This is a genomic window from Mucilaginibacter sp. GW822-FHT03E02, assembly GCF_058801545.1.
In genome coordinates this window covers 2,490,014-2,513,321 of record NZ_JBXANJ010000001.1, presented here as the reverse complement: position 1 = coordinate 2,513,321, position 23,308 = coordinate 2,490,014, and the positions used below count along the sequence as shown (strand labels likewise).

The 23,308-nt window shown below is 41.8% G+C and carries 25 protein-coding genes; 15 read left to right on the top strand and 10 right to left on the bottom strand.

Features of this window, described 5'->3' with window-relative positions:
• Positions 1-2: 2 nt before the first annotated feature.
• The 9 genes from AC1RM2_RS10600 to AC1RM2_RS10560 all read left to right on the top strand — a co-directional run bounded on the left by AC1RM2_RS10600 (position 3) and on the right by AC1RM2_RS10560 (position 5,552).
• Positions 3-587, top strand: coding sequence for a cytochrome c oxidase subunit 3 (locus AC1RM2_RS10600; protein ID WP_492985070.1), 585 nt, complete (start codon positions 3-5; stop codon positions 585-587).
• 21 nt (positions 588-608) lie between these two features.
• Entirely contained in the window at positions 609-1,331 is a 723-nt protein-coding gene (locus tag AC1RM2_RS10595) for a cytochrome c oxidase subunit 3 (protein ID WP_147053244.1), read from the top strand.
• 13 nt (positions 1,332-1,344) lie between these two features.
• A complete protein-coding gene (locus AC1RM2_RS10590) occupies positions 1,345-1,689 on the top strand; it encodes a cytochrome C oxidase subunit IV family protein (RefSeq protein ID WP_147053243.1) in 345 nt (114 codons plus the stop codon).
• Positions 1,689-2,387, top strand: coding sequence for an SCO family protein (locus AC1RM2_RS10585; RefSeq protein ID WP_492985069.1), 699 nt, complete (start codon positions 1,689-1,691; stop codon positions 2,385-2,387). The genes AC1RM2_RS10590 and AC1RM2_RS10585 overlap by 1 nt, the downstream gene beginning before the upstream one ends.
• 5 nt (positions 2,388-2,392) lie before the next feature.
• Positions 2,393-2,968, top strand: a complete 576-nt coding sequence (locus tag AC1RM2_RS10580) for a DUF420 domain-containing protein (protein ID WP_090642399.1) — start codon at positions 2,393-2,395, stop codon at positions 2,966-2,968.
• A gap of 264 nt (positions 2,969-3,232) precedes the next feature.
• On the top strand, positions 3,233-3,514 hold the full coding sequence (locus AC1RM2_RS10575) for a hypothetical protein (RefSeq protein WP_492985068.1): 282 nt from the start codon (positions 3,233-3,235) through the stop codon (positions 3,512-3,514).
• 163 nt (positions 3,515-3,677) lie between these two features.
• A complete protein-coding gene (locus AC1RM2_RS10570; RefSeq protein ID WP_492985067.1) occupies positions 3,678-4,082 on the top strand; it encodes a DUF983 domain-containing protein in 405 nt (134 codons plus the stop codon).
• Positions 4,060-4,722, top strand: coding sequence for a DUF2461 domain-containing protein (locus AC1RM2_RS10565; protein WP_492985066.1), 663 nt, complete (start codon positions 4,060-4,062; stop codon positions 4,720-4,722). The genes AC1RM2_RS10570 and AC1RM2_RS10565 overlap by 23 nt, the downstream gene beginning before the upstream one ends.
• Before the next feature lie 23 nt (positions 4,723-4,745).
• Positions 4,746-5,552: an OmpA/MotB family protein gene (locus AC1RM2_RS10560; RefSeq protein ID WP_492985065.1), complete on the top strand. Its 807-nt coding sequence runs from the start codon at positions 4,746-4,748 to the stop codon at positions 5,550-5,552.
• A gap of 167 nt (positions 5,553-5,719) precedes the next feature.
• Here the strand turns inward: AC1RM2_RS10560 and AC1RM2_RS10555 are convergent, their stop codons facing one another.
• The 3 genes from AC1RM2_RS10555 to AC1RM2_RS10545 all read right to left on the bottom strand — a co-directional run bounded on the left by AC1RM2_RS10555 (position 5,720) and on the right by AC1RM2_RS10545 (position 8,424).
• The gene (locus AC1RM2_RS10555; RefSeq protein ID WP_492985064.1) at positions 5,720-5,953 is read right to left on the bottom strand and encodes a hypothetical protein; all 234 of its coding nucleotides are present in this window, start codon (positions 5,951-5,953) and stop codon (positions 5,720-5,722) included.
• Between the two features lie 168 nt (positions 5,954-6,121).
• Positions 6,122-6,424, bottom strand: a complete 303-nt coding sequence (locus AC1RM2_RS10550) for a DUF4286 family protein (RefSeq protein WP_492985063.1) — start codon at positions 6,422-6,424, stop codon at positions 6,122-6,124.
• Positions 6,425-6,618: 194 nt separating this feature from the next.
• Positions 6,619-8,424, bottom strand: coding sequence for a tetratricopeptide repeat protein (locus tag AC1RM2_RS10545; protein ID WP_492985062.1), 1,806 nt, complete (start codon positions 8,422-8,424; stop codon positions 6,619-6,621).
• Positions 8,425-8,576: 152 nt separating this feature from the next.
• On the opposite strand from AC1RM2_RS10545, the gene AC1RM2_RS10540 reads away from it, so the two are divergent.
• Genes AC1RM2_RS10540 through AC1RM2_RS10530 form a run of 3 tightly spaced genes read left to right on the top strand, consistent with a single transcriptional unit; the run spans position 8,577 to position 12,808 of the window.
• Complete coding sequence (locus AC1RM2_RS10540; protein ID WP_492985061.1) at positions 8,577-10,463, top strand: alpha/beta hydrolase family protein; 1,887 nt, start codon at positions 8,577-8,579, stop codon at positions 10,461-10,463.
• A gap of 5 nt (positions 10,464-10,468) precedes the next feature.
• Positions 10,469-12,112 (top strand): sensor histidine kinase, encoded by a 1,644-nt coding sequence (locus AC1RM2_RS10535; protein ID WP_492985060.1) that lies wholly within the window; start codon positions 10,469-10,471, stop codon positions 12,110-12,112.
• A gap of 3 nt (positions 12,113-12,115) precedes the next feature.
• Entirely contained in the window at positions 12,116-12,808 is a 693-nt protein-coding gene (locus AC1RM2_RS10530) for a response regulator transcription factor (protein ID WP_492985059.1), read from the top strand.
• A gap of 87 nt (positions 12,809-12,895) precedes the next feature.
• Here AC1RM2_RS10530 and AC1RM2_RS10525 read toward each other — a convergent pair whose 3' ends face one another.
• Genes AC1RM2_RS10525 through AC1RM2_RS10515 form a run of 3 tightly spaced genes read right to left on the bottom strand, consistent with a single transcriptional unit; the run spans position 12,896 to position 15,710 of the window.
• Complete coding sequence (locus AC1RM2_RS10525; RefSeq protein ID WP_492985058.1) at positions 12,896-13,513, bottom strand: class I SAM-dependent methyltransferase; 618 nt, start codon at positions 13,511-13,513, stop codon at positions 12,896-12,898.
• A 1-nt stretch (position 13,514) separates the two neighbouring features.
• A complete protein-coding gene (locus tag AC1RM2_RS10520; RefSeq protein WP_492985057.1) occupies positions 13,515-14,402 on the bottom strand; it encodes a UbiA prenyltransferase family protein in 888 nt (295 codons plus the stop codon).
• Between the two features lie 27 nt (positions 14,403-14,429).
• Positions 14,430-15,710, bottom strand: a complete 1,281-nt coding sequence (locus AC1RM2_RS10515) for a metallophosphoesterase (RefSeq protein WP_492985056.1) — start codon at positions 15,708-15,710, stop codon at positions 14,430-14,432.
• A 133-nt stretch (positions 15,711-15,843) separates the two neighbouring features.
• Here AC1RM2_RS10515 and AC1RM2_RS10510 point away from each other — a divergent pair, with 133 nt between their 5' ends.
• Positions 15,844-16,812: an Rpn family recombination-promoting nuclease/putative transposase gene (locus tag AC1RM2_RS10510; RefSeq protein ID WP_492985055.1), complete on the top strand. Its 969-nt coding sequence runs from the start codon at positions 15,844-15,846 to the stop codon at positions 16,810-16,812.
• A gap of 144 nt (positions 16,813-16,956) precedes the next feature.
• Here the strand turns inward: AC1RM2_RS10510 and AC1RM2_RS10505 are convergent, their stop codons facing one another.
• The 3 genes from AC1RM2_RS10505 to AC1RM2_RS10495 form a co-directional block, all read right to left on the bottom strand.
• Positions 16,957-18,462 (bottom strand): sigma 54-interacting transcriptional regulator, encoded by a 1,506-nt coding sequence (locus tag AC1RM2_RS10505; protein ID WP_492985054.1) that lies wholly within the window; start codon positions 18,460-18,462, stop codon positions 16,957-16,959.
• A gap of 109 nt (positions 18,463-18,571) precedes the next feature.
• Positions 18,572-19,669, bottom strand: a complete 1,098-nt coding sequence (locus AC1RM2_RS10500; RefSeq protein WP_477360016.1) for a vWA domain-containing protein — start codon at positions 19,667-19,669, stop codon at positions 18,572-18,574.
• 238 nt (positions 19,670-19,907) lie between these two features.
• Positions 19,908-20,786, bottom strand: a complete 879-nt coding sequence (locus AC1RM2_RS10495) for a carbohydrate kinase family protein (protein ID WP_492985053.1) — start codon at positions 20,784-20,786, stop codon at positions 19,908-19,910.
• A 163-nt stretch (positions 20,787-20,949) separates the two neighbouring features.
• On the opposite strand from AC1RM2_RS10495, the gene AC1RM2_RS10490 reads away from it, so the two are divergent.
• The gene (locus AC1RM2_RS10490) at positions 20,950-21,369 is read left to right on the top strand and encodes a YybH family protein (protein ID WP_492985052.1); all 420 of its coding nucleotides are present in this window, start codon (positions 20,950-20,952) and stop codon (positions 21,367-21,369) included.
• Positions 21,370-21,425: 56 nt separating this feature from the next.
• A complete protein-coding gene (locus AC1RM2_RS10485; protein WP_492985051.1) occupies positions 21,426-22,418 on the top strand; it encodes an AAA family ATPase in 993 nt (330 codons plus the stop codon).
• A gap of 4 nt (positions 22,419-22,422) precedes the next feature.
• Here AC1RM2_RS10485 and AC1RM2_RS10480 read toward each other — a convergent pair whose 3' ends face one another.
• Positions 22,423-23,271 (bottom strand): helix-turn-helix domain-containing protein, encoded by an 849-nt coding sequence (locus AC1RM2_RS10480; protein ID WP_492985050.1) that lies wholly within the window; start codon positions 23,269-23,271, stop codon positions 22,423-22,425.
• Between the last annotated feature and the right edge of the window lie 37 nt (positions 23,272-23,308).

Genomic DNA, 23,308 nt, shown 5'->3' with positions numbered 1-23,308 from the left:
GTATGATGGCTTCGATTCAAAAAAATCCTGACAGGCTCGATCTGGAACCCAAAAAATTCAACATGTGGATTTTTATATTCACGTCGTTTATGTTTTTTGCGGCTTTTACCAGCGCGTTTATAGTTTATAGTGGGGGCAGGGGACATGGCCTTAACGTGATTATGCCCAGTGCTTTTATGTATAGCACGGCCGTAATTATAATGAGCAGTGGTACGTTATTTTTGGCGCAAAGGGCAGCTAAAAATATGCAGGTTGGCGTACAACAATTTTATTTGTGGCTAACATTTTTGCTGGGCGCGGCTTTCTTTGCCATCCAGGTTTATGGCTGGTACGTGTTAACCTACAAAATGAATGTATATTTAACAGATCCTAATGCGTCGCGTTCCTTCGTTTTTGTAATGACGGGCTCGCACCTGGTACACATTGTTGCAGCTATATTACTATTATTGAGCACCCTTTGGGGTACATACAGAAGTGTTCCGCAGGTACGTAACCTGTATAAAATGCAAATGACTTCTATTTTTTGGCATTTTCTCGGAATTATATGGATTTATCTGTATGTTTTTTTACTTTTGAACCAAAATTAACACACCATTATTTAAGTACAAATGAGTACAACAGTATCACAAATTGATGAAGTAAAAACAACTCCGTGGTCTGGAGGGAGGTCTCCCTTCAATGTTGAGTACGGAAAAATTATGATGTGGTTTTTTCTCCTTTCGGATGCATTTACCTTTTCGTCATTATTAATTTCTTACGGTTCACTTCGTTTCAGCGCAAGTGTTTGGCCGGCAGCAGATAAAGTTTTCCAATCGGTACCTGGCTTGCTTGATAGCGGCGCCCCGTTAGTTTTCGTGGGTATCATGACCTTTATACTTATCCTTAGTTCTGTTACTATGGTATTAGCTGTTGAGGCTGGTCATCGTAACGCAAAAAAGGAAGTTGTTTGGTGGATGATAGCCACAGTTATTGGTGGTTTTATGTTCCTGGGTTGCCAGGCATTAGAGTGGGCTCACTTACATCATGAAGGATTTTGGTGGGGTAGTACGCCTGCGTTAGATGAGTTAGGTAAATTCTTCAATGAAGGCGGTACCGAAGCAGCAAGGCATATGACCGCGCAGGAGTTTGCCAACCTGTTTTTCACCATCACCGGTTTTCATGGTTTCCACGTATTTACAGGAGTTATCATCAACATCATCATTACTGTTAACGTATTGTTAGGCACCTACGAAAAAAGAGGCAGCTACTTGATGATTGAGAAGGTTGGCCTTTACTGGCACTTTGTAGACCTTGTTTGGGTATTTGTGTTTACCTTCTTTTACTTAGTTTAAAAATATTACATATATGTCAACAGAATCACACGAAGTTCACCACGAGGCTGGCGATCATCAATCAATGACCAGGGGGAGAATAGTAAAAGTTGCCCTTATATTGTCAGCTATTACAGCGGTTGAATTTATTATCGCTTTATACCTGGTGCCCAAAGGTATCCTTCCGATACATTTTGCTAATCCTGTGTACATTGTATTAACACTGTTTAAAGCGTTTTACATTGTTGCCTACTTTATGCACTTAAAGTTCGAAAAGCTTGGTTTGGCTTTGGCTATTATTGTCCCAATTTTATTTATAATCGGTTTAATCCTGGTGCTTACTAACGAGAGCCATCACTGGATTGATCTTAGGGGGTAATGAAAACTGCCATCTGGAAAAAAATTACAGTCCTGGTGCTCATATTAGCAGTACCAGGATTTTTGTATTATTTACTAACCGCAAAAGGCAAAAACAGGTATAAGCCGCTTGCCCATTTTGGCCCAAAGGAGGTAGCCAAAACCAGCCACCGGTTTCACGGTAAGGATATCCCCGATACCAATTACTACCAGCTGCCCTCATTTAAACTAACCGACCAGGATGGTAAAACCTTTACGGAAGCCAACCTTAAAGGAAAGATATTTGTGGCGAGTTTTTTTTATACCCATTGCCCTACCGTTTGCAGCACCATCAATAATAATTTAAGTTACCTTGTAGGTACTTATTGGAAAAACAAGATGGTGTATTTTACATCAATTACGGTTGATCCGGAAAGGGATACGCCGGATGTTTTAAAAAAATACCTGCAAAGTTTTAAGCCCGAATCAAACCGCTGGGTGTTTTTAACCGGCGATACCACATCAGTATATAACCTGGCCCGCAAAGGCTTTTTGGTTGATGCAGTACAAACAGGCAAAGACGATTTTATATACAGCGACAAGCTGATATTGATTGACCAGGACAAGCACATCCGTGGTTATTATTCAGGAGCCAACACCAATGATGTAAACCGCCTGAATGATGAGATAAAGGTGCTGATAGCCGAAGAGCTGCGTAAAGTTGATAAAGCCTTATATTAACAGATATGACCGATAAATTTATACTTCGTTTTGTTGCAGCCGTTACCATATTTGTAATAGCGGTTGTTGTAGTATTAAACAGGCACCTGATTCCGGGCCCCGCGGTTGCACCGGCATTTACGCCATACCTGCCTATGCTTAACGCGGTGCTAAATGGCGCCTGTACGGTGCTTTTATTGCTATCCTTATACTTTATTAAGCAAGGCAACATCACGGTGCATAAGCGGCTTAATATCCTTACGTTTTGTTTGTCATCAACATTCCTGGTATCCTATATCCTGTTTCATTACCTTATGCGCCATGATACCTTGTATGGCGATGCCAATTTCGACGGCATCCTGTCTGATTCGGAACGAGCGCAGGCTGGTGGAATGCGTACTTTGTACCTTTCTATTTTAACGCCACACATCATACTGGCGGCAGGTGTATTGCCGTTAATATTATTAAGTTTTTACCGCGGCCTGCAAATGCAGGTTGAAAAACACCGTAAACTGGTACGCTGGACGTTTCCGATATGGCTGTTTGTAACCATTACCGGGGTAATTGTTTATTTGATGATAAAGCCTTATTATAATTTTTAACAGGTAGGTATATAGCCCGGCATGCTTATTTGGGCGATGCCTTTGGCCCGGGCTGTGCATTCATACGCCTGCAGGCGTTGCGCTCGTGGCCGGTATCCATTTCCATCCCTATCGCATGGTCTGAATCAGAATTCACAGAATTAGCAAATTTTCAGAATTTACATTGCAACTGACTTAACCATATAATTTGATAACCTTATTTCATCAAATAACCCAATCGGTCCCCATTCGATTTATCCCAATTTATTCCTTAAATTTGCCTTTATGAAACGGGTTTCAAAAATCATTCTTTTCGTAATAGCGCTTGGTTTAATGGTGGGCGTAAGGCAGCCTGTAAAGGCCCAGTGCGCGCAATGTGCTGCAACTGTAGAGACTAACACCAAAAGCGGCGGTAACGCGGCTAAAGGCCTTAATAAAGGCATTCTGTTTTTGCTTGGCGCTCCTTACTTTGCAGTTGCCGTAGCAGGTTATATCTGGTACAAAAAATATCGCCGTAAAAACGTCAACCTTAACGAATTGCGGCACGAGACGCTTAATCTTAACTAACATACAGAGAAAGATCGTCATTGCGAGGTACGGCGCAATCCCCTACATGCACATCACCATGCCTATCGGGGATTGCTTCGTGCCTCGCAATGACGGAGAAATATGTTAGGATAGTAATCAAAATAAAGAAGGCTTTACGTTAACATTTTCCCCATTACCCACTATGCCCGAAACGCCAAAATCATGGGCTATGCTCAATTGTAAATGCCCGCGTTGCCGTAGGGGCGATATGTTTCGGGGCGGGCCATATAGTTTTGCAAACAAAATAAATTTAAACTGCCCGCATTGTAACCTGTACTTTGAAATTGAGCCCGGTTATTTTTATGCGGCTATGTATGTTAGTTACGCGCTTAATGTGCTGGAGGCCTTATGCCTTGCCTGGCTCACTTACTTGGTTACGCACAATTCCGATTCGCCATGGTTATATCTTGGTGTATTAATAGGCGGCTGTATTTTTCTGGCACCTATTAATTTCAGATATTCGCGGGTGCTTTTGTTATACTGGTTATCGCCAAAGATACATTACCAGGCTTATTTAGATACCGATGATTTACCAGGAAAGTCTTGAGTTTTTAAAAGATCTGGCCGAAAATAATAACCGCGAGTGGTTTACGGCCAATAAAGAACGCTACGATGCCGCGCGTGAAAACGTGATTGATTTTACCGGCCAGCTGCTTGCCAAATTGCAAAAGATCGACCCGGCCATTGATGAAACCATCGACGCCAAAAAACGCGTGATGCGCATTTACCGCGATATCCGTTTCAGCAAGAATAAAACACCATATAAAAATAATTTCGGGGTAAGCATTCCGTCCGACGGTTCAAGAGGAGGTACGGTGGAGTTTTATTTGCAAATTCAGCCGGGCAATTCTTTTATAGGTGGTGGTTACTGGATGCCCGAGGCGCCCCACCTGAAAGTTATCCGCCAGGAAATTGATTATAACGCCTCGGAATTGAAAGCTATTATTGACGATAAAGCCTTTATAAAGCTATTTGGCGATTTCAGAAAACAAGAACAGCTAAAGTCTGTTCCTCGTGAATATAGCGCCGAAAATGAAAACATCGATCTGCTGAAACTAAAAAGTTTTGTTGCCTGGCACAAAATTACCGACGAGGAAATAACTGCAGAGGGGGCCGTGCAACTGGTAGCCGATATTTGCAGCAAAATATACCCGTTGAATGTTTTCCTGAAAAATGCGCTTGCATAGTATACCCATTTAATATCTATTTTATGAAAATCAAATATCTTGTATTAGTCGCTATTTTTTGTTTGGGCTTTAACTCATGTAAAATATTATCGCCAAAAGAGTATAAATCATTAGTAGCGCAGCGCGATTCATTGAATACCCGTACCGGTAACCTGGAAGAAGAACTTTCGCGTCTGCAAAACGATACCGCGCGCCTGCACCGCCAGATTAACGATTTGCGCGACAACAACAACGCCTTAAATAACAACCTGGATGTTACATCAACCAAAGCAAATCAATTGGCAGCCGACTTGCAAAAACGCGAAGCGCGTTTAAAAGAGGTAGAAGAAATCCTAAAAAAACGCGATGAGGCTACCAATGCCCTAAAAAACAAATTGCAAAAAGCATTATTGGGCTTTCAGCAAAGCGGCTTAACGGTTGATATCCGTAACGGCAAAGTATATGTATCACTTACGGATAAGCTGTTGTTCCCCTCGGGCAGTATCATTATTGACGATAAAGGTAAAGAGGCGCTCAAACAACTGGCTGCAGTATTGAACAAAGAACCAGACATTAACATGGCTGTTGAAGGTCATACCGATGATAAAAAAGTAAAAAACCTTGGCCAGATAAAAGATAACTGGGACTTGAGCGTGCTGCGTGCCACATCGGTAACCCGTTACCTCACCGAAGTAGAAATGGTAGATCCGCACCGCCTTACCGCCACAGGCAAAGGCGAGTTTCAACCCATTGACACCGCCGATAGCGACGAAGCCCGCACCAAAAACCGGAGGATAGAAATTGTACTCACCCCCAAACTGGATGAACTGTATAACCTGATAAGTAAATAAACAAAAAGCTCCCGCATTATCCGGGAGCTTTTTGTTTATATGCGCTGCTGCCGCGGGTTTTCAACCCGTGGTGATTATGGTTTCAGCTTTCAGCTGAAATTTGGCTAAAGGCTTAAAGCATGCAACCGAAGAGTTAATAAGCTACTCAACAGCTTTAGGTGTCCAGACTATTTTAAGCCCCATTTTCCAAATAGCTTTACAACTTCATCATGGGTGACAATTTCGCTACCATCGGCCTGAGCGATTCCTTCTAACACATCTTTTTGTTGATCGTCAGTTAACTCGTCAAACCAATCAGCTTTTCTATCTGATAAAAAAGCTTTTACATCCATAATTAAGCTTTCGTCATTAATACCGATAATGGTTTGCAAAATATCTAATTTCTCTGCTTGTATATTCATGACCTAAAGTTTAATACTAAAATAAACATTTATTTTGTCAATTTAGATACAAAAAACCAAGCCCGCAGCCCGCGTTAGTGATAGCAGCGGATACCGGCCATGTGGCTAAGGCCTGTGTAGTATGAGCGGATAGCACGGGCCGCAGGCAACGCCCTGAAAATTGAAAGTTTATTCCATCTCTTCCATTAGCGTATTAAAAATCACAAACTTTTCATCAAACATTTGCTGATGGGTAGCCTGCAACTTGTGCAAGTGATTCATGTAATACTGCTGAAACTGATCAATGCTATTGGCATTATATTGAATACAGTAGGTAACCCCCTCGTTCGGAGAATCGATAACCCTTAAAACGCGGTGCGAGCTAAAATGCCCGGTAGCCATTACAGCCGGAATATGGATGGTTTTCATATAATGAAGCCACTCATCATGAATAGCTTCGTCAAGTATTATGGTATCGTTATATACAATCATGGGGCAAATTTAGTTCATTGGTTTATTAGTTCACTGGTTCATTGGTATTAATTTGCCAATAGCACGGGTGATCTGTAACCTTTTTATCAGGTTAGTTCATTGGCTCATTAGTACACTGGTTAATTTGCCAATAGCACCGGTGTGCTAATAAACTTTTTACCAATGAACTAATGAACCAGTGAACCAATGAACGATCAGGAATCCGCTTTATCGCCCCTCAATAATCTAAACCGTTTACGGGCTTCATTAATCCAGAGACTGCCGGGATAATCGGTGATTATTTTTTGATACCAGGCTTTGGCGTTTGTTTTATCATCAAGGTGGTTTTCGTAAATATCGCCCAGCATAAAAACGGCGTCATCAGCCCAAAGTTCGGTAGGGTGATCGTTGAAGATTTTTTTGAGCAGGGGTACCGCATCGTTATAGTTTTTCTGCTGAATGAAAATGCGCGATTTGGCCATCAATATATCGTCACTAAGGCTGTTGCCCGGGAATTTTTTGTCGATACTATCTAAAGTCATCAAGGCCTTTTCGGGTTGTCCGGCAAAAATCTGGAGGTCGGCCCGGGCATATATTTTTAACGCAGCGCCGGCGCTATCGGCCGCGGTATTGTCATTAATTAACAAGAGCAGGTTGAGGGCGTCATTTGCTATTAATTGCGATGTAGCCGCCTTTAATACATCCAGCTGCCCTTTGGCCCAGGTAAAATCGCCGGTATAATAGGCCATTTTTGCATTGCGAAATTTGGCATCCTGGCCTATATTGGTATTCTCAAAGCTTTTTTCAACCTGGCTATATGTCAGGGTAGCTTCCCAGGGTAGGTTATTCAGCATGTATACATCGCCCAAATCAAGCTTACAGCCGGCAAGCAACTCGGCGCGGATGTTAGGGATACTGATAGCACTCTCCAATAATTTTTGAGCATCATTAAGCTTGTGGAGTTTAAATGCCTGTAAATTGGCCAGCTTTTGCATGGCAAAAACCGTATTGTTGTTGCGCCCAAATTCGGTAAGCAGGGCTATGTAGTCCTGTTCAAGGCCCAGCAAGTCGGCAGGCAGGTATTTGCCGGTAGTAACTTTTAAGTTTTTGGTGTTGATAAGTTCGATCTTAGCGGGGATATATAGCGGATTGCCTGCACCTTTGGCAATAATATATTCATAACCACGAATGGCTGCATCATAAGCCTCACTGCTGGTGAGGGTGCGGCATAGTTCGTAAATGTTGTTACCGTCATCATTTTGCCTGCGGCTGAGTGCCAGCGCCTGGTTAAGTGCCAGGTCGTATTCTTTTTGCTGCATATACTGCCAGGTAAGCAACTCAATATAGATGGTTTGTTGCGGGTCTTTTTGAATGCGCCTAAGGAGTGCTGCCTTAAGCAGGTCATAATCGGCGGCGCCTTCAAAAACTATGGCAAAATTGCTTTCGGCCTGGGTAATAAAACTTGGGTTTGCCGGCAAAAAATTAAGATACTCATCGGTGAGTGATATCTTATCGCGTTTAAAGCGATAAAGATTAATGAGCTCATAGGTAAAAGCTTCGTCGTTTTTAAGTAGTTTACGGCCTTGTATAAATATTTTTATGGCATAGTCAATATTCGCATTCTGGTAAAACTGGTTTGCCAGGCTGGCAATCTCCATTTGGTCGGGCGGCAGATTTTTCAGCAGATCGTCATATATGCCGTTTGCTTTATCAAGTTTGCCCTGTTGGGTGTATATGGTGCCCAGCATTATCGGGTACTGGTTTATGTTGGGGTGTTTGCGCTGCAATTTTTTGGTAATGCTTTCGGCCTCGTCAAATTTTTTGAGGTTTAAAAGGGTATTTACATAATAGGAGTAATAAGTTTCGTTGTTTTGCTTGTATAGTTTTTGGTAAATTTCAAGCGCTTTTTGGATTTCGCCATTGGCATTGTATTGCATGGCCAATTGAAGTTCGTTATCTTGCGCAAACAATGTACTGGTACTAAGTAAAACAAAACTAATAATTGTAAATAAAACCCTCATCTAATCAAAAATAAGTAATTAATACGAATGCTGAAGCCATTTTTAGTTAATATCCGTATAAAGGTAATACCGGGTAAAATTGTAGTGACATTTTGATAACGTTAACTAATTTTATCTAATTTGACCTGATTAATAAAATGGCATAAGCAAATATGTTTGGGCGTTTAAGGTTTTTTCTTTTTATTGTATTTACAACAATTATATGTTCATGCAAACATGTAAAGCAAATTCCAATTGCCGATTTTTTTAAAACCCCTGAGAAAACTTTCTTTAAAATATCTCCCGACGGTAAGTACATAGCATACCTGAAGCCATATAAGGATAAACAAAACCTATTCATACAATCGCTGGCCGATGGTACCGAACACATGGAAACATCCTTTGAGGATTATCCTGTAAACGGATGGTATTTTTGGACTTATAATAATCAACTGGTTTTTAACCAGGATATTGTAGCAAACGATGGGTTTAAAATGTACGCGCTTGATATATCTACACACCAGATGCGTACAATCCTGTCGCTCGAAAAAGTACGGGTAAACCTGGTTAACCGCAACAAGCAGCAGCCAGACGTTATCACCATCAGGATGAACAAGCGCGATCCTGCTAATTTTGACATCTACCGCCTGAATATTAAAACAGGAGAGCTTTCGCCCTATCTCATCAACCCTGGTAATATAACCGAATGGTTCCCGGATGCGGACGGGAAAATCCGACTGGTAAAATCGTCAGATGGGGTAGACGAAACTATTTTATACCGGCCCGATGATAACTCGGCCTTTAAACCAATTATCCAGAATAATTTTAAAAACTCGGTAAGGCCGATTGCTTTTGCTGGCCTGAAAAATAATTTTTACGCGTTATCAAACGTAAACCGCGATAAAATGGCGCTGGTTGAAATTAATGCCGAAGATGGAAAAGAACAACGTACCATTTTTAGTAATAGCAATGCCGATTTAATGTATGTTGAATATTATAAAAATAAACATCGCCTTGAGTTTGCCAGCTGGGATGAGGCCAAACCGCGAAAATATTTTTTATCACCCGATATACAACGTCTTTATAAAAAGTTGGGAGACTTGCTAAAAGGTAACGAAGTAAGGGTAGTTGACCGGGACAGTTCTGAAAATAAGTTTATCTTGTATACCTATACCGATCGCAGCCCGGGCACCTACTACCTTTACGAGGCCAGCACGAGTAAGCTAACTAAACTGGGTGATACTAATCCATCTTTAATTCCTTCGGAGTTGTGTTCCATGCAGCCTATTGCCTACAAAGCCAGCGATGGCCTGACTATTAATGGCTATTTGACCATGCCCTTGGGTAATAAAAAAACTAATTTACCTGTGGTGGTAATGCCGCACGACGGCCCCTGGGCGCGCGATACCTGGGGCTATGACGAGCAGGTGCAGTTTTTGGCCAACAGGGGTTACGCGGTTTTCCAGATGAATTACCGCGGATCAACCGGCTATGGCAAAGCTTTCAGAAGTGCGGGTTACAAACAGGTTGGGGGTAAAATTCAGGATGATATAACCGATGGTGTACATTGGCTGATTGATAAAAAAATAGCCAACCCTAAAAAGATAGCCATTTTTGGCGGCCGCTTTGGTGGTTTTTCGGCATTGTACGGTGTGTCTTTCCATCCTGAGTTATACAATTGCGCGGTTGTACAATATGGGCTCATTAACTTTTTTACCTATATTAAAGATGCCCCGCCGTTTTTTAAACCTTATTTGCAAATGACATATGAAATGGTTGGCAACCCCGAAACGGATGCCGATAGGTTAAGGGCCATATCGCCGGTGTTTCATACCGATAAAATAAAGGTGCCTTTAATTATTTTCCAGGGCGCTAAAGATCAGCGCGCCAATATTAGCGAACTGAACCATTTTGTGTACGAATTACGGAAGCATGATGTGGATGTAAAGTATTTTTTGAAACCCAATGAACGCGCTTTTTTCAGGAGTGAGCGCAACCGCCTTGAAATGTATACCGAGATAGAAAAATTCCTGGATTACAATATGAGGGTTAAACCATAACGGTTATGCCGGCACAAAAAACTGCTTACCGGAAAAATTTTTTGCTGATCATCATATTCCTGGTGCTCATATCCATAACATTTGTGGTAGCGCTTTTTATATCGTACAGCCTTACATCTAAATACGTTGAAAACGAGTTCTCGTCAAAAAAGGTAGATGTACTGGAGCAAACGTTAAAACCATACTACGATTTTTTCCAGAATAAGATCCCCGAGATACAATTTTACGGTGGCTTTTTGGATTCGGCTTCGGCCCGCAAATATGCTTCAACGGTTTTTAAAGAATACCGGTTTGTAAAAAAGATTGTTTTTTATGATGTGCAGATAGGTACCCGGGTGCCAGTGGTGCCGCATGCCAATAACCTGGATATCTCGGTAAAAGCAATTTACCTTTACGGCCAGGGCAAAGATAAAATATGGGGCGCAAGGCAACGGCATATCGGCGACGAACCGGATTTTGCCGCGATGGCGTCCAAATTACGCAACTATATTGCCTTTTCGGATACAACACGCCTGCCCAGCCAGGATGAGATGTATAAAACCTTCTGGGACGTAAAACCTAATAAAATAACCTATACTAATACTTTACGTCCTCTTGATGTTAAAAACTACCGCGAGCTGCTGAGGGGCAAAACAGTATCGGAGCCGTATAAACAAAATATGATGACCTTTTACCTTGAGCCACTTTTGCTAAAGGTAAAAAATACCCATCATGAGCTTTACCAAAATGTATCGATACAGCCGGTAGTTTATGATCCTATTGATAGCGAAGGAAACAAACTGATAACCGAGGTTTCATTTCCTGGCGCTTTTTCTGATTATAAGTTATTTTTTAGCTCAGAGCAAGGATACCTCACTGCCGAAACCAACCGGCGATTTATGCCTATTGGGGCTGCAGTATTGGTGATAACGCTTTTTTTGGTTGCTATAGGGTGGCTTATTTACCGTAACCTTAATGTGAATATCAAGTTGTTTAAACTCCAGTACGATTTTATAAACAACTTTACCCATGAGTTTAAAACCCCTGTAAGCGTAATAAAAATTGCCGGCTCAAACTTAAAGGGTGATGGGGAGCTTACCGAGCGGCAACGTAAACATTATGGAAAAATTTTGGATGAAGAGGCAGATAAGCTAAACGATTTGATGAACAAGTTGTTGTCATTCACCCAGTTGGAAAATAAATCGATCAATATCAAGAAAGAAGAAATTGTTGTGGCCGATTTTGTAGAGCGCTATATTGACACTTTTAAAATTAAATATCCCGATTTTAAACTGAATTATACCAGTAACGGCGTACATACTTTTTATACCGACCCGGTGCTTTTGGGTAGTGTTTTTCAAAACCTGGTTGAGAATGCTTACAAGTATTCGCACCCTAAAAAAAAGGAGCTTAACATTAATATCATACAAAAAAAGGGAAATATCGTGTTCTCTTTTATAGATAAGGGGATAGGGATTCCCCGGCATGAGCAGCACAACGTGTTTAAGAAATTTTACAGGATAGAGAACCAATATAACCAAAACGGGAGCGTTGGTTTGGGTTTGGCATTTTGTAAAGAACTGGTTAATTTTATGGACGGCGAGATAACGGTGAACAGTAAGATTAACGAAGGTTCGGAATTTATAGTTACGCTCCCAAACGAAAATTAAAGTATGAACAAAGAAATCAAAATTGCGCTGGTTGAAGATGACGAAAACCTGCGTTTCCTGGTTGCCGAGCGTTTGCAAACCGAAGGTTACAAAGTGCTGGAAGCCGACAACGGCGAGGATGCGGAAACCATGATACTGGCCGAGCAACCCGATATTGTGCTGCTTGACTGGATGCTGCCAGGCAAAACAGGATCGGAAGTTTGCGGTAATATCAGGGAAAGCGGGTATGATAAGCTGGTGATTATGATGACCGCCAAAGCCCAGGATGTTGATAAAATTGAAGCTTACAATTTTGGAGTATCAGACTACATCACCAAACCGTTTAATATGGATGTGCTGGTGGCTATGATTGACAGCAAAATCAAATTCAGCCTGAATAGCGAGAAGGCGGAATCATATAAGTTTGCCAACATGGAGCATCTGCCTAATACCCACTTGCTCATTCGTGATGGCCGTAAAATTGAACTTACTATATTGGAGAACCGGATATTACTATACTTCCTTAAAAACAAAAACAAGGTTATTAACCGCGAAGAACTGATGATGGAAGTGTGGGGTTACAATGCCGACGTAAATACCCGCACCCTGGATATGCATATTGTACGCCTGCGCAAAAAGATAGAAACAAATGCCGATTCGCCGCAATATTTACAAACTGTGCGGGGGATAGGGTATAAGTTTGTGTATAATCAGTAAATGATTTCGGAATTGGGATGTTCGATTTCGGATTTGGAATTGAATAGATATATGATAACGCCATTGCTATACCAGGTAATGGCGTTCCTATTTCCTATAAACCCTCGCTACAATAAAATCGCCAAAAAAAGTTCGTTCGCTTTTGGGGGAGTACTTGTTGCGATTAAAGCAAGCCTCAATCTCCGGTAGCTTATTAGCTTCTATACCGTCAATCAGCCTGAAAAATAAAAACATGCTTTTTAAAAGGACGCGCTGCCACCATTTACCTGTTACCTGAAAATCGCAATTGAGCCAAAGTGCAACAGGTTTTAGTAACGAGTAGATCTTATTGAATACCGTTTTTAATGTTGCTTCGGTAAAATTATCGAATAAAAAAGGGGTTATCGCTACATCAAAGCCTGGCGGTAGGCTTACGTTTTCAATAACATCATTTATAAAAATAATCTCATTACCGCCGGTATCCCTCTTTCGGGATAATGCCATCATCCGTTCTGCTGCTTCTACATAAGTTATCTTTAGCCCTGTTGGGTGTAACCGTGTAATTTCTTCCAATATCCAGCCCGTACCGCCGCCAACTATGAGTACATTATTGTTAGGCTGTATATGATCGATTAAATAAAGCTGCGTATTGATTATAGCTTTACCATAAACTAAACGCGAAAGGAGATCATAAAAACTGGCCGAATTATTAAAGCTGGCAGCCATATCAATGGCCTTTGAAAATGAGGTTAACGGCTAACAACACTACGTATTGAAGGATAAGTACGCCATCCATAAAGAAGAAGTAATAGTATTCGTCTTTTTTCCAGGCCGATTTAAAAATAAGCCAGCCTGTTAAGAATACTGTAAGTGTTAGCGCGAAAAAATCGAGGCTAAAGCCGTTATTCCTGAAGATGAATAATAACACCACGTAGCCGGCCAGCAACACCTGGCAAAACAGGTAAGCATTTTTTTCGCCCCAGACTACCGGGATGGTTTTCAAACCCATTTTGCGGTCGTCAAAAAGGTCGCGGATATCAAAAGGGATAGTAAGCGCACCTATGAATAAAAAGCGCTTGGCAATCAATATAGTAGTATCGCGCATGGATACGCTGGCGGCATGAAAATGCATGGCCTCCAGTATAGGGAATAGCACGCAGCTCATTGTCCATACCAGGGTAATAAGAAATGGTTTTAGGCCAGGTATATTGCGCAGCCCGAATTTTTGCTCGCCTACAGCAAACAAGGGGAGGCCATAGGCAAATGATAAAATACCCAGAAAAACGAGAAGGATTTTTGATTCAATGGTGATCAAAAAAAATAACGGTACCAGCGATAACAGCGAAACTATGGTAAACGTAACCATGAGCCGGTAATGGGCAAAAAACCAGCGTACGCGCTTATAAGGCGATGTTTCGGGTTTTTGAGGCTTGGTAATAATAATACAGAAGTTATATATTCCTAATGTAGAGGTAAACAGCAAACCCAATACCGGCAACACCGGTTTTGACCCTATTAAATGGAATGTTACCAACGCCTGCGCCACCGCGCAAAGCGACATAAAGATATTACTGAACAGCAGGAAATCAAAAACAGACTGAAGCGTTCTTTTCATTGGTAATGAATGTGCCTGGGGTTGATGTTACGTAAGCTTACCCAAAGGAGCATGCCCGGCTTTTAATGTAAATATCGTAATCTCTGGTAATATTCCAACTCTGCCGTATAAACCAACAAAGCCATAGCCTACATTTACGTATAATTGTTGCATGCCTTGGTGGTAGTGGCCCGCCCATTCGTTATAAACGTATTTTATTGGGCTCCACTGAAAATCATTTGTACGCACACCAAATTGCATACCATGCGTATGGCCCGAGAACATGACATCAATTTGCGGGTAATCTTTTAAAACCTGTGCCCGCCAATGTGAAGGATCATGTGATAGCAGGAGTTTTACCGGCAGGTCATCCGTGTTTTTGGTGGCCAGGTCCATGCGGCCGTATTTAGGGAAGCGGCTATGCAGGCTCCAGTTTTCGATGCCAAGGATACCTATTTCTTCGCCATTTATTTTAAGGCGGCGGTTCTCGTTGCGCAATAAGTCCCAGCCCATGTTTTTGTGGGTGAGTATCAGATCCTGGTGATCCTTTATTTTATCGGCTGCATTTGGCCAGTCGCCATAATCGCCATAATCGTGGTTACCGAAAGATGAGTATACGCCAAGCGGCGCTTTTACTTTGCTAAAAATATCCTGGTAATCTCTCATTTCGTTGGCCTGGCTGTTAACCAGGTCGCCGGTGAAAAATATAAAATCTGGCGCCTCTTTCAAAAGCATCTCTACCCCGCCCAGTACAGCTTTTTTATTGTAAAAACTCCCGGAATGGATATCAGAAATTTGCCCCAGTTTAATGCCGTCAAATGCTTTTGGCAAGTTGGGCACGTATAGGGTTTGATAACGTACATGGTAATCATATAACCCCTTGGGCATCTTTATTTTTATAGCAGCCAACGGAATAGCGCCGGCAAGCAACCCGGCTTTCAATAAAAATTCTGACCGGGGAATGGTATCCGGAGGAACCAGGGTATTATGCGCAGATGTTTGATTTTTAAACCTGTTTTTACGCCATACCAGCAATCTCTTTACATCGTCAATGAGCAGGAAGGGTAAAAATGTGAGTTTACCTATAAATAACAGCGAAAATATGAGCAGGCCGGCTGCACGAACGCCAAGGCCTGCAAAATGTACATAAACACCGGTAAGTAAGCCCAAAATGACAATGAGGCACGCTGCCCAATACAAAAAGGTAAATGCTTTTTTTTGCAGGAAATACCATTTCTGAAAAGCTCCGCGAATGCCGTTTAATACGTAAAGATCAATTAGCAAAAGTGCCGAAATGATTAATATGATATTAAGTGCCTGTTCCGTCATCTATAGCAAAGGTATCAATATTAAAGTTTTTTTGTGATTGAATAAAAGCTAATCTGGTGTAGTTCGGTAAATCCGCGGGGCATTAAGCCTTTCAGGAGCAATTTGGGAATAATATATTCTTTTATATTTGACGATGCACAAAAGTAAACCACCTGTTATCGGGAAATATATAGATCCCCTGGTAGATTTTGCCTTTAAAAAGATATTTGGAAGCGAACCTAATAAGGATTTGCTGACTGCTTTTTTAAACGAAGTTTTCAGAGGGCGCAAACACATTGTTGATTTAGTTTATAATAAGAACGAGCATCCTGGAGATTTAAAAGATGAAGGTGCTGCTATATTCGATTTACTTTGTACTGGTGCCGGCGGCGAACAATTTTTGATAGAGGTGCAAAGGGGGCGGCAGGGGTACTTTAAGGAAAGAGCTTTGTTTTATACCAGTCGCTTAATAAGCGACCAGGCACCAAAAGGCAGGCGTAGCGATTGGGCTTATAATTTAACCGAGGTATATCTGGTTGCTTTGCTGGAAGATTTTACATTAGAGATTGACACTGAGCTGGGCTACTTACATGATATTTGCCTGTGTAACAGGGAAACCGGTAAAATATTTTACGATAAACTGGGTTATACATATATTGAATTGAGTAGATTTGTGAAAACGGAGACCCAGTTGGAAACCGATTTAGACAAATGGCTGTACGTTTTAAAAAACATGAGTCAAATGGATAAGATTCCGGTTTACCTGCGGAAACCGATATTTGAAAAACTATTTAACATAGCGGAATATACTAACCTGAGCAAGGAGGAAAAAACGATGTACGATAGCAGCTTAAAATACAAATGGGACAATAAAAATGTACTGGATTATGCTTTAAATGAAGGTAGAGAGGCTGGTAGACAGGAGGGTATTAAAGAAGGTATTATAGAAGGCAGGCAGGAAGGTATTAAAGAAGGCAGGCAGGAAGGTATTAAAGAAGGCATGGAAAGGGGTAAATATGAAGAAGCCGTTGCAATTGCCCGTGAAATGAAAAAGGAGGGCTTCCCGGCTGTTCAAATAGTAAAGTTCACCAAACTATCAATTGAAGAGATAGAAAAGCTTTAGTTTATATATTGGAAAACCTGCAACTCGTAAAAGTTTGCAGGTTTTTTAATTAGATTTGAAGGGCTGGTAATTTAATCCTTCTCCAGCATCCAAATAGTGCTATATCTAAAGTTGTAGAACGCTAAAATTTCTTCAAGGATTTAATTAATAACGGTCATCATCTAAATCAAGGTCGTCTTCATCAGGTTGCAGGTTAAACAAACTGTTAAACATATCTGAAAAGGCAAAGCCATTATCCAAAAAGCCTTTGTTTAATTGAGAAAATTCAGACAGGCCGTGCAGTACAAACTCCATCAGCAATAAAGTTTGATTTTCGTTCAGGCGTGGATGCATTTTTTTAACCAGGTCTTTTAAACCGGCAACTTCAGATAGTTCTCTTTTATAGTCAATTGCCGACATGTCATCAACTAAAGCCAGGTTATTGCCTTCGCCAAACCAATTGATAATGCTGGCATAAGGGTTTACGCCTTTAGTCTTTTTAGCCTTTTCAGGGTCGGGGAAAAACGTTAGCAGCAATGTTTTAATAGCTTTACCTATCAGGATGTTGGCCACTTTGCCGGGGCCTTCCAGTTCGCCCTCATAAACCAGTTCAATTTTGCCGGTTATAGCCGGGATGACGCCCAAAAAGTCGGTAATACGTACAAAGGTGCTTGGTTCATGGTTCATGATCATGCGGCGCTCGGCATTGCTCACCAGGTTTTCATAAGCCGATATGGTTAAGCGTGCCGATACGCCCGATTTTTTGTCGATATATTCGGAGTTGCGGGCCTCAAAAGCAATTTGCTCAATAAGGTCTTTTACCAGGTCATCGGCTTCAACGGTGTTACGCTGCTCGTCGGTCAATGATGCTTCCTGCTGGGTGATCTTCCTTGAAATTTCGACCGTACGGGGGTAGTGTGTTAATATCTGGCTTTCAATCCTGTCTTTCAGCGGTGTAACAATGGAGCCGCGGTTGGTATAATCTTCAGGGTTGGCTGTAAACACAAATTGGATATCTAAAGGCAAGCGCAGCTTAAAACCGCGTATCTGGATATCTCTTTCCTGTAAGATATTAAATAATGATACCTGGATACGTGCCTGTAAATCGGGCAGTTCGTTAATTACGAATATACCGCGGTGTGCACGCGGGATTAATCCAAAGTGAATAACTCGTTCATCAGAATAGGTTAGCTTTAGGGTGGCAGCTTTAATGGGGTCCACATCGCCAATTAAATCGGCTACGGTAACATCGGGCGTAGCCAGTTTTTCTGTATACCGCTCTGAGCGGTGGATCCAGCCTATTGGCGTTTCGTCTCCTTTTTCTTCGACAACGCTATGCCCGTACCATGATATCGGATTATACGGGTCATCAAACAAATCTGATCCTATAATATAAGGCACATATTCATCAAGTAAATTGATTAGCAAACGCGCTATACGGGTTTTAGCCTGGCCACGTAAGCCTAATAGTAAAATATTGTGGCGCGATAAAATGGCTGTTTGTAAATCGGGTATTACTGTATCCTCAAAACCGATGATACCTGCAAATCCACCTTCGCGTTTTTTAAGCTGTTCTATAAGGTTAGCACGTAATTCATCTTTTACCGAGCGACTTTTATAGCCACTTTTTTTTAGCTGACCGAGGGTTTTTATATCTAATAATTTACTCATGTTTCTTTTATAGTCCGGAAGTCGGCAAAAACCGAAAATCCGAAGGTTATTGATGATTTGATGTGGCTTCTTTCGGACTTTCCGGACTTCCGGTCTTTCCGACTAAAGCCTATCTAACCGTTTTTCTTCTATTCTTAATATAATCTTCAAATATGTATTCACCTAAACCATTCAACGAACTGTAAAAGGCCTTGCCGCCGTTAGTTTCGGTAAATTTACGTACAAACTGCTGCAAATAAGGGTCTTTGGCTATCATAAAGGTAGTTATAGGTATTTTTAAACGCTTGCACTGTGCGGCCATGTTCAGGGTTTTGTTAACCACTTTTCTATCCAGGCCAATGCTATTTTTATAATACTTGGTACCTTCCTTTAAGCAGGTAGGCTTACCATCGGTAATCATAAATATCTGCTTGTTGTGCGTTTTACGGCGGCGCAATAAATCGGCGGCCAGCTCCAGCCCTGCATAGGTATTGGTATGGTAGGGGCCAACCTGTAAATAGGGCAGGTCCTGCAGGGTTATAGGCCAGGCATCGTTACCAAAAACAACAATATCCAATGTGTCCTTAGGGTATTTAGTGCGTATGAGTTCGGCCAAAGCCATGGCTACCTTTTTGGCCGGAGTTATCCTGTCTTCGCCGTAAAGGATCATCGAGTGTGAAATATCTATCATCAACACAGTAGAGGTAAGGGTTTTATAATCCATTTCCTCTACTTCCAGATCGCGCTCGGTCATCATAAAATCGCCTATGCCATGATTAACCTGGGCGTTATGGATAGATTGGGTCATATCTATCTGATCCAAACTGTCACCAAATTCAAACTCCCGGCGTTCGGCATTTTTTTCATCGCCCTGCCCTGATTGTGGCGAGCGGTGATTGCCTTTACCTGATTTTTTAAGTTTGCCAAAAATCTCCTCTAATGCCGATTGGCGGATGCTTTGTTCGGTTTTAGCCGTGATATTAAAACCACCGGTTTGCTGGTCGTCGCTTAAATATCCCTTTTGTTTAAGTTCATCAATAAAATCGCCCATACCATAATCATCGTTGGTAAGGTTGTATTGTTTATCAAGTTCGTTTAGCCAGGCTAAAGCTTCGCCTGCATCGCCCGATGTATAATTGAGCAACTCGAGGAATAATTTCAGTAATTCTTCAAATCCGCCTTTAGGGATCTGGTTGGGGGTAAACCTGGAAAATCCAAAACCACGCATATCTTGTCCTTTCTGTACTATAAAGGAACGGATAATTATTCTGAAAAGTTTCGCGGTATGAGGATTAAAACAAATTGTTAGGTATGTATGACAATTGATTAGATGTGTGGATTTCAGATTTCAGATGTGCAGATTTTATTTGAGAATTTGAAGATTTGAAAATGAAAAGGCAAGATTATCCAGCAGTAAATGATATTACTATCAACCATAAAGGTATTTTTGAATTTTTACTTTTGAATTAAATATACACCAAACTATTCAAAAGCTCGGTAGGGTAAATAGGGTTGGCACCACGCTGGCTGGCAACATAGGCACCTACGGTACATGCTTTATCCACAACCATTTGCATAGGGTGATTGGCCAGCAGCCCTGCCACAAATGTGGCCAGGAAGGCATCGCCCGCACCTACCGAATCGCCAACTTTTACGGGGCATCCGGGGCTTTCATAAAACTCATAATCGTGCCACACTATAGCGCCGTGCTCTCCGCGGGTTACGCAGATGGTACGGTTATGGTATTTGGAGCGGAACTCGGTTATCTGGTCGCGTAACGAACTGCTGCTGCCACCAATTAAAAGGTTGGCCTCATCTTCGTTCATTTTTACTACGTCGGCACGGGCTACCAGTGTTTCGATAGTGGATAGTGTATAATGCGGCGGGCGCAGGTTTACATCAAATATTTTTAGGGCATCAGTTTCGTCGAGCAGGTTGAGCAACGTTTCACGAGTTTTGGTTGAGCGGCAGGCAAGGCTGCCGTAAACAATGGCTGCCGAGTTTTTGGCTGCGGCATTTAGCGCATCGGTTGTTTCAATACAATCCCATGAAACAGGCTCGGGAATGATGTAAGTAGCCTGGTTATTCTCGTCAAGCTGCACGGTAACCTCGCAGGTTGGGTATTCATCCTCTTGCTGGATGAGGTCGGAATACAGGCCGTTTGATTTCAGGAATTCAATCAGCATGTCGCCACTGTTATCCAAACCAACCGAGCTTGCAAAGGCAACGTTTACGCCTTGCTGTACCAGGTGCCTGGCCACATTCATAGGCGCGCCGCCCGCTTTTTTACCATCGCCAAAAGCGTCCCATAAAACTTCGCCGAAGCTTAATACCTGGTTTTTCATAAAAGAGTTTTTTGTTAAGGCAGTGAAATCAAAGATAACAGGATTTTTGACACGGTTTAAGGATTTAGCAGGATTTTAATGTAAGACAAAAGTCATCGAATGTGTACAAAACAAAATCCTGTTAATTCTGTCAAATCTTGAAAATCGTGTTTATATTCAACGTATGAAAAAACTTACATTTTCTTTTCTTCTTATCCTTACGATTTGTGTGTGCCGTGCGCAGGATAAACAAGCAATAGCAAATTTAATGTATACCCAGGAAAAAGCCTGGAACCGTGGCGATGTTGAAGATTTTATGCAGGGCTACTGGAAATCAGATTCGCTGGTGTTTATAGGCAAAACCGGACCCGATTATGGCTGGCAAACCACGCTTGATCATTATAAAAAGCGTTATCCGGGTAAGGCGGCCATGGGGCAGCTTAAGTTTACCCTGTTGCAGGTTAAAGTACTCGATGCAACCAACGCTTTCGTTTTAGGTAAATGGCACCTTAAGCGAATTAAAGATGAGCTTGGGGGTTATTATACTCTTTGGTTCCGCAAAATTAAAGGCGAGTGGAAAATAGTATGCGATCATACGAGCTAAATATCATATTTGAGATTTGCTTAAAAGCTTTATACATTTGGCCGGGATTTTAATGGATGAAAAGAGGTTTGGTTATAGGCAAGTTTATGCCTTTGCACAAGGGGCACATTGCATTAATTGATTTTGCTTTACAGCATTGCGATGATCTTATTGTTTTGGTAAGCGCCAGTTATGACGAACCTATATGGGGAAGTCAGCGGTTGGAATGGGTTAAGGAAACCTATAAAGACAACAGTAAAGTGAGGCCGTGGCTGTTAAACTACGACGAAGCCGTATTGCCAAATACCTCCGCATCCTCAGAAGGGGTGTCCCGCATCTGGGCCAATTACTTGCAAAAGGAGCTGCCAGCCATTGATATTATTTTTGCTTCAGAAACGTACGGTGCCTACATGGGGAGGTTTTTGAATTGCGAAAGCATGATATTTGACGAGCCACGAAAAATTGTGCCTGTATCGGCTACCCAGATCAGGGAAAAACCTTTTGCTTTCTGGAACTTTTTGGCCGATGCTGCCAAGCCTTATTTTACCAAAAAGATATGCCTGCTGGGTACCGAGTCTACCGGGAAAACCACGATGGCAAAACGGCTGGCCCATCATTTTCATACGCTTGATGTACCCGAAATGGCCCGCGATATTTTGGAGCACACCAACGAATGTACCGAAGAAGATTTACTGCAGATAGCCGAACTGCACGCCAAGACCATCAACGAAAAGATAAAAGAAGCAAACAAAATTTTGTTTGTAGATACCGACCTGAATACTACCCGGTCATATAGCCACTTTTTGTTTGATAAGGATTTACAAGTGCCCGAATGGGTTGAAGCAACCAACCATTTTGATTTGTATATATACCTGGATGTTGATGCACCCTATGTACAGGACGGCACCCGCCTTAACGAAAACGACAGGAACCGGCTGGACGAAAGCCACAAACAGGAGTTAGCTAATCATGGTATCCATTATGTGTTAATACAGGGCGATGATTGGGACGAAAGGTTTGAAAAAGCAGGTAAAGCAGTAGTGCAGTTTATTAAAACGGGGTCCGTTTAGGATTTTACTTGTTAACCCAATGCCTTTTAAAATCCGACGGATTTTGGCCCACCATTTTGTTGAATAGTTTGTTAAAGTACGATAGGCTTTCAAAGCCAACAGCGTAACACACTTCGGTTACATTTTTATCCTGCATCAACAGGTTTTTGGCAACATCAATACGGTACTGGTTTACAAAATCGGTGAAGGTGATGTTGGTTTGTTTTTTGAAATACCTGCAAAATGCTGCTGTGGTAAAATTTACTTTGGCCGCTACCACATTTACATCGGGGCTGCGGTTGTAGTTACTGCCTATGTATTCATACACGGCCCCCATCCTGATTTTATCTTTCAAAAAAAATTGCAGGCTAATATCGTCATCATTTAAAATGATCATCTCGGCAGAATTGGCCAGTACCTGGAAAATCTCCATCAGCGCCAATAACTGCCCGAATGAGTTTAACGCCGGTAACTGCTTTAACTTTTGTACGGCAATACTTTTGGTTTCGCCATGAAATGCAATGCCGTTGGCCGCTTTTTTAAATAGCTGGTTAATAGGGGTAAACTCGGGTGTTATACCAACCGCTGTGCCCAAAAAATCTTCCCTCAACTGAACAACAATCTGGTGGTATTCGCTACGGAGGCGGTAGTCAAAATTAAGGTGGGGCAAATTACTGCCGATTAAAACCAGGTCGCTTTGGGTATACCCTGATATATGAGAACCAACATGCCTTATTCCGGCATCAGCCTCTACGTATACCAACTCATATTCGGGGTGGTAATGCCACAAGAAGGTGTTGCGGAGCCTGGGCGAAAATAGCTTGAATGATTTGCCCGGTTCAAAATCAACTACCTCTAACTGTATTTTATCCATGCCTTATTGTCAACCGATGTTTAATAAAGGTACATAT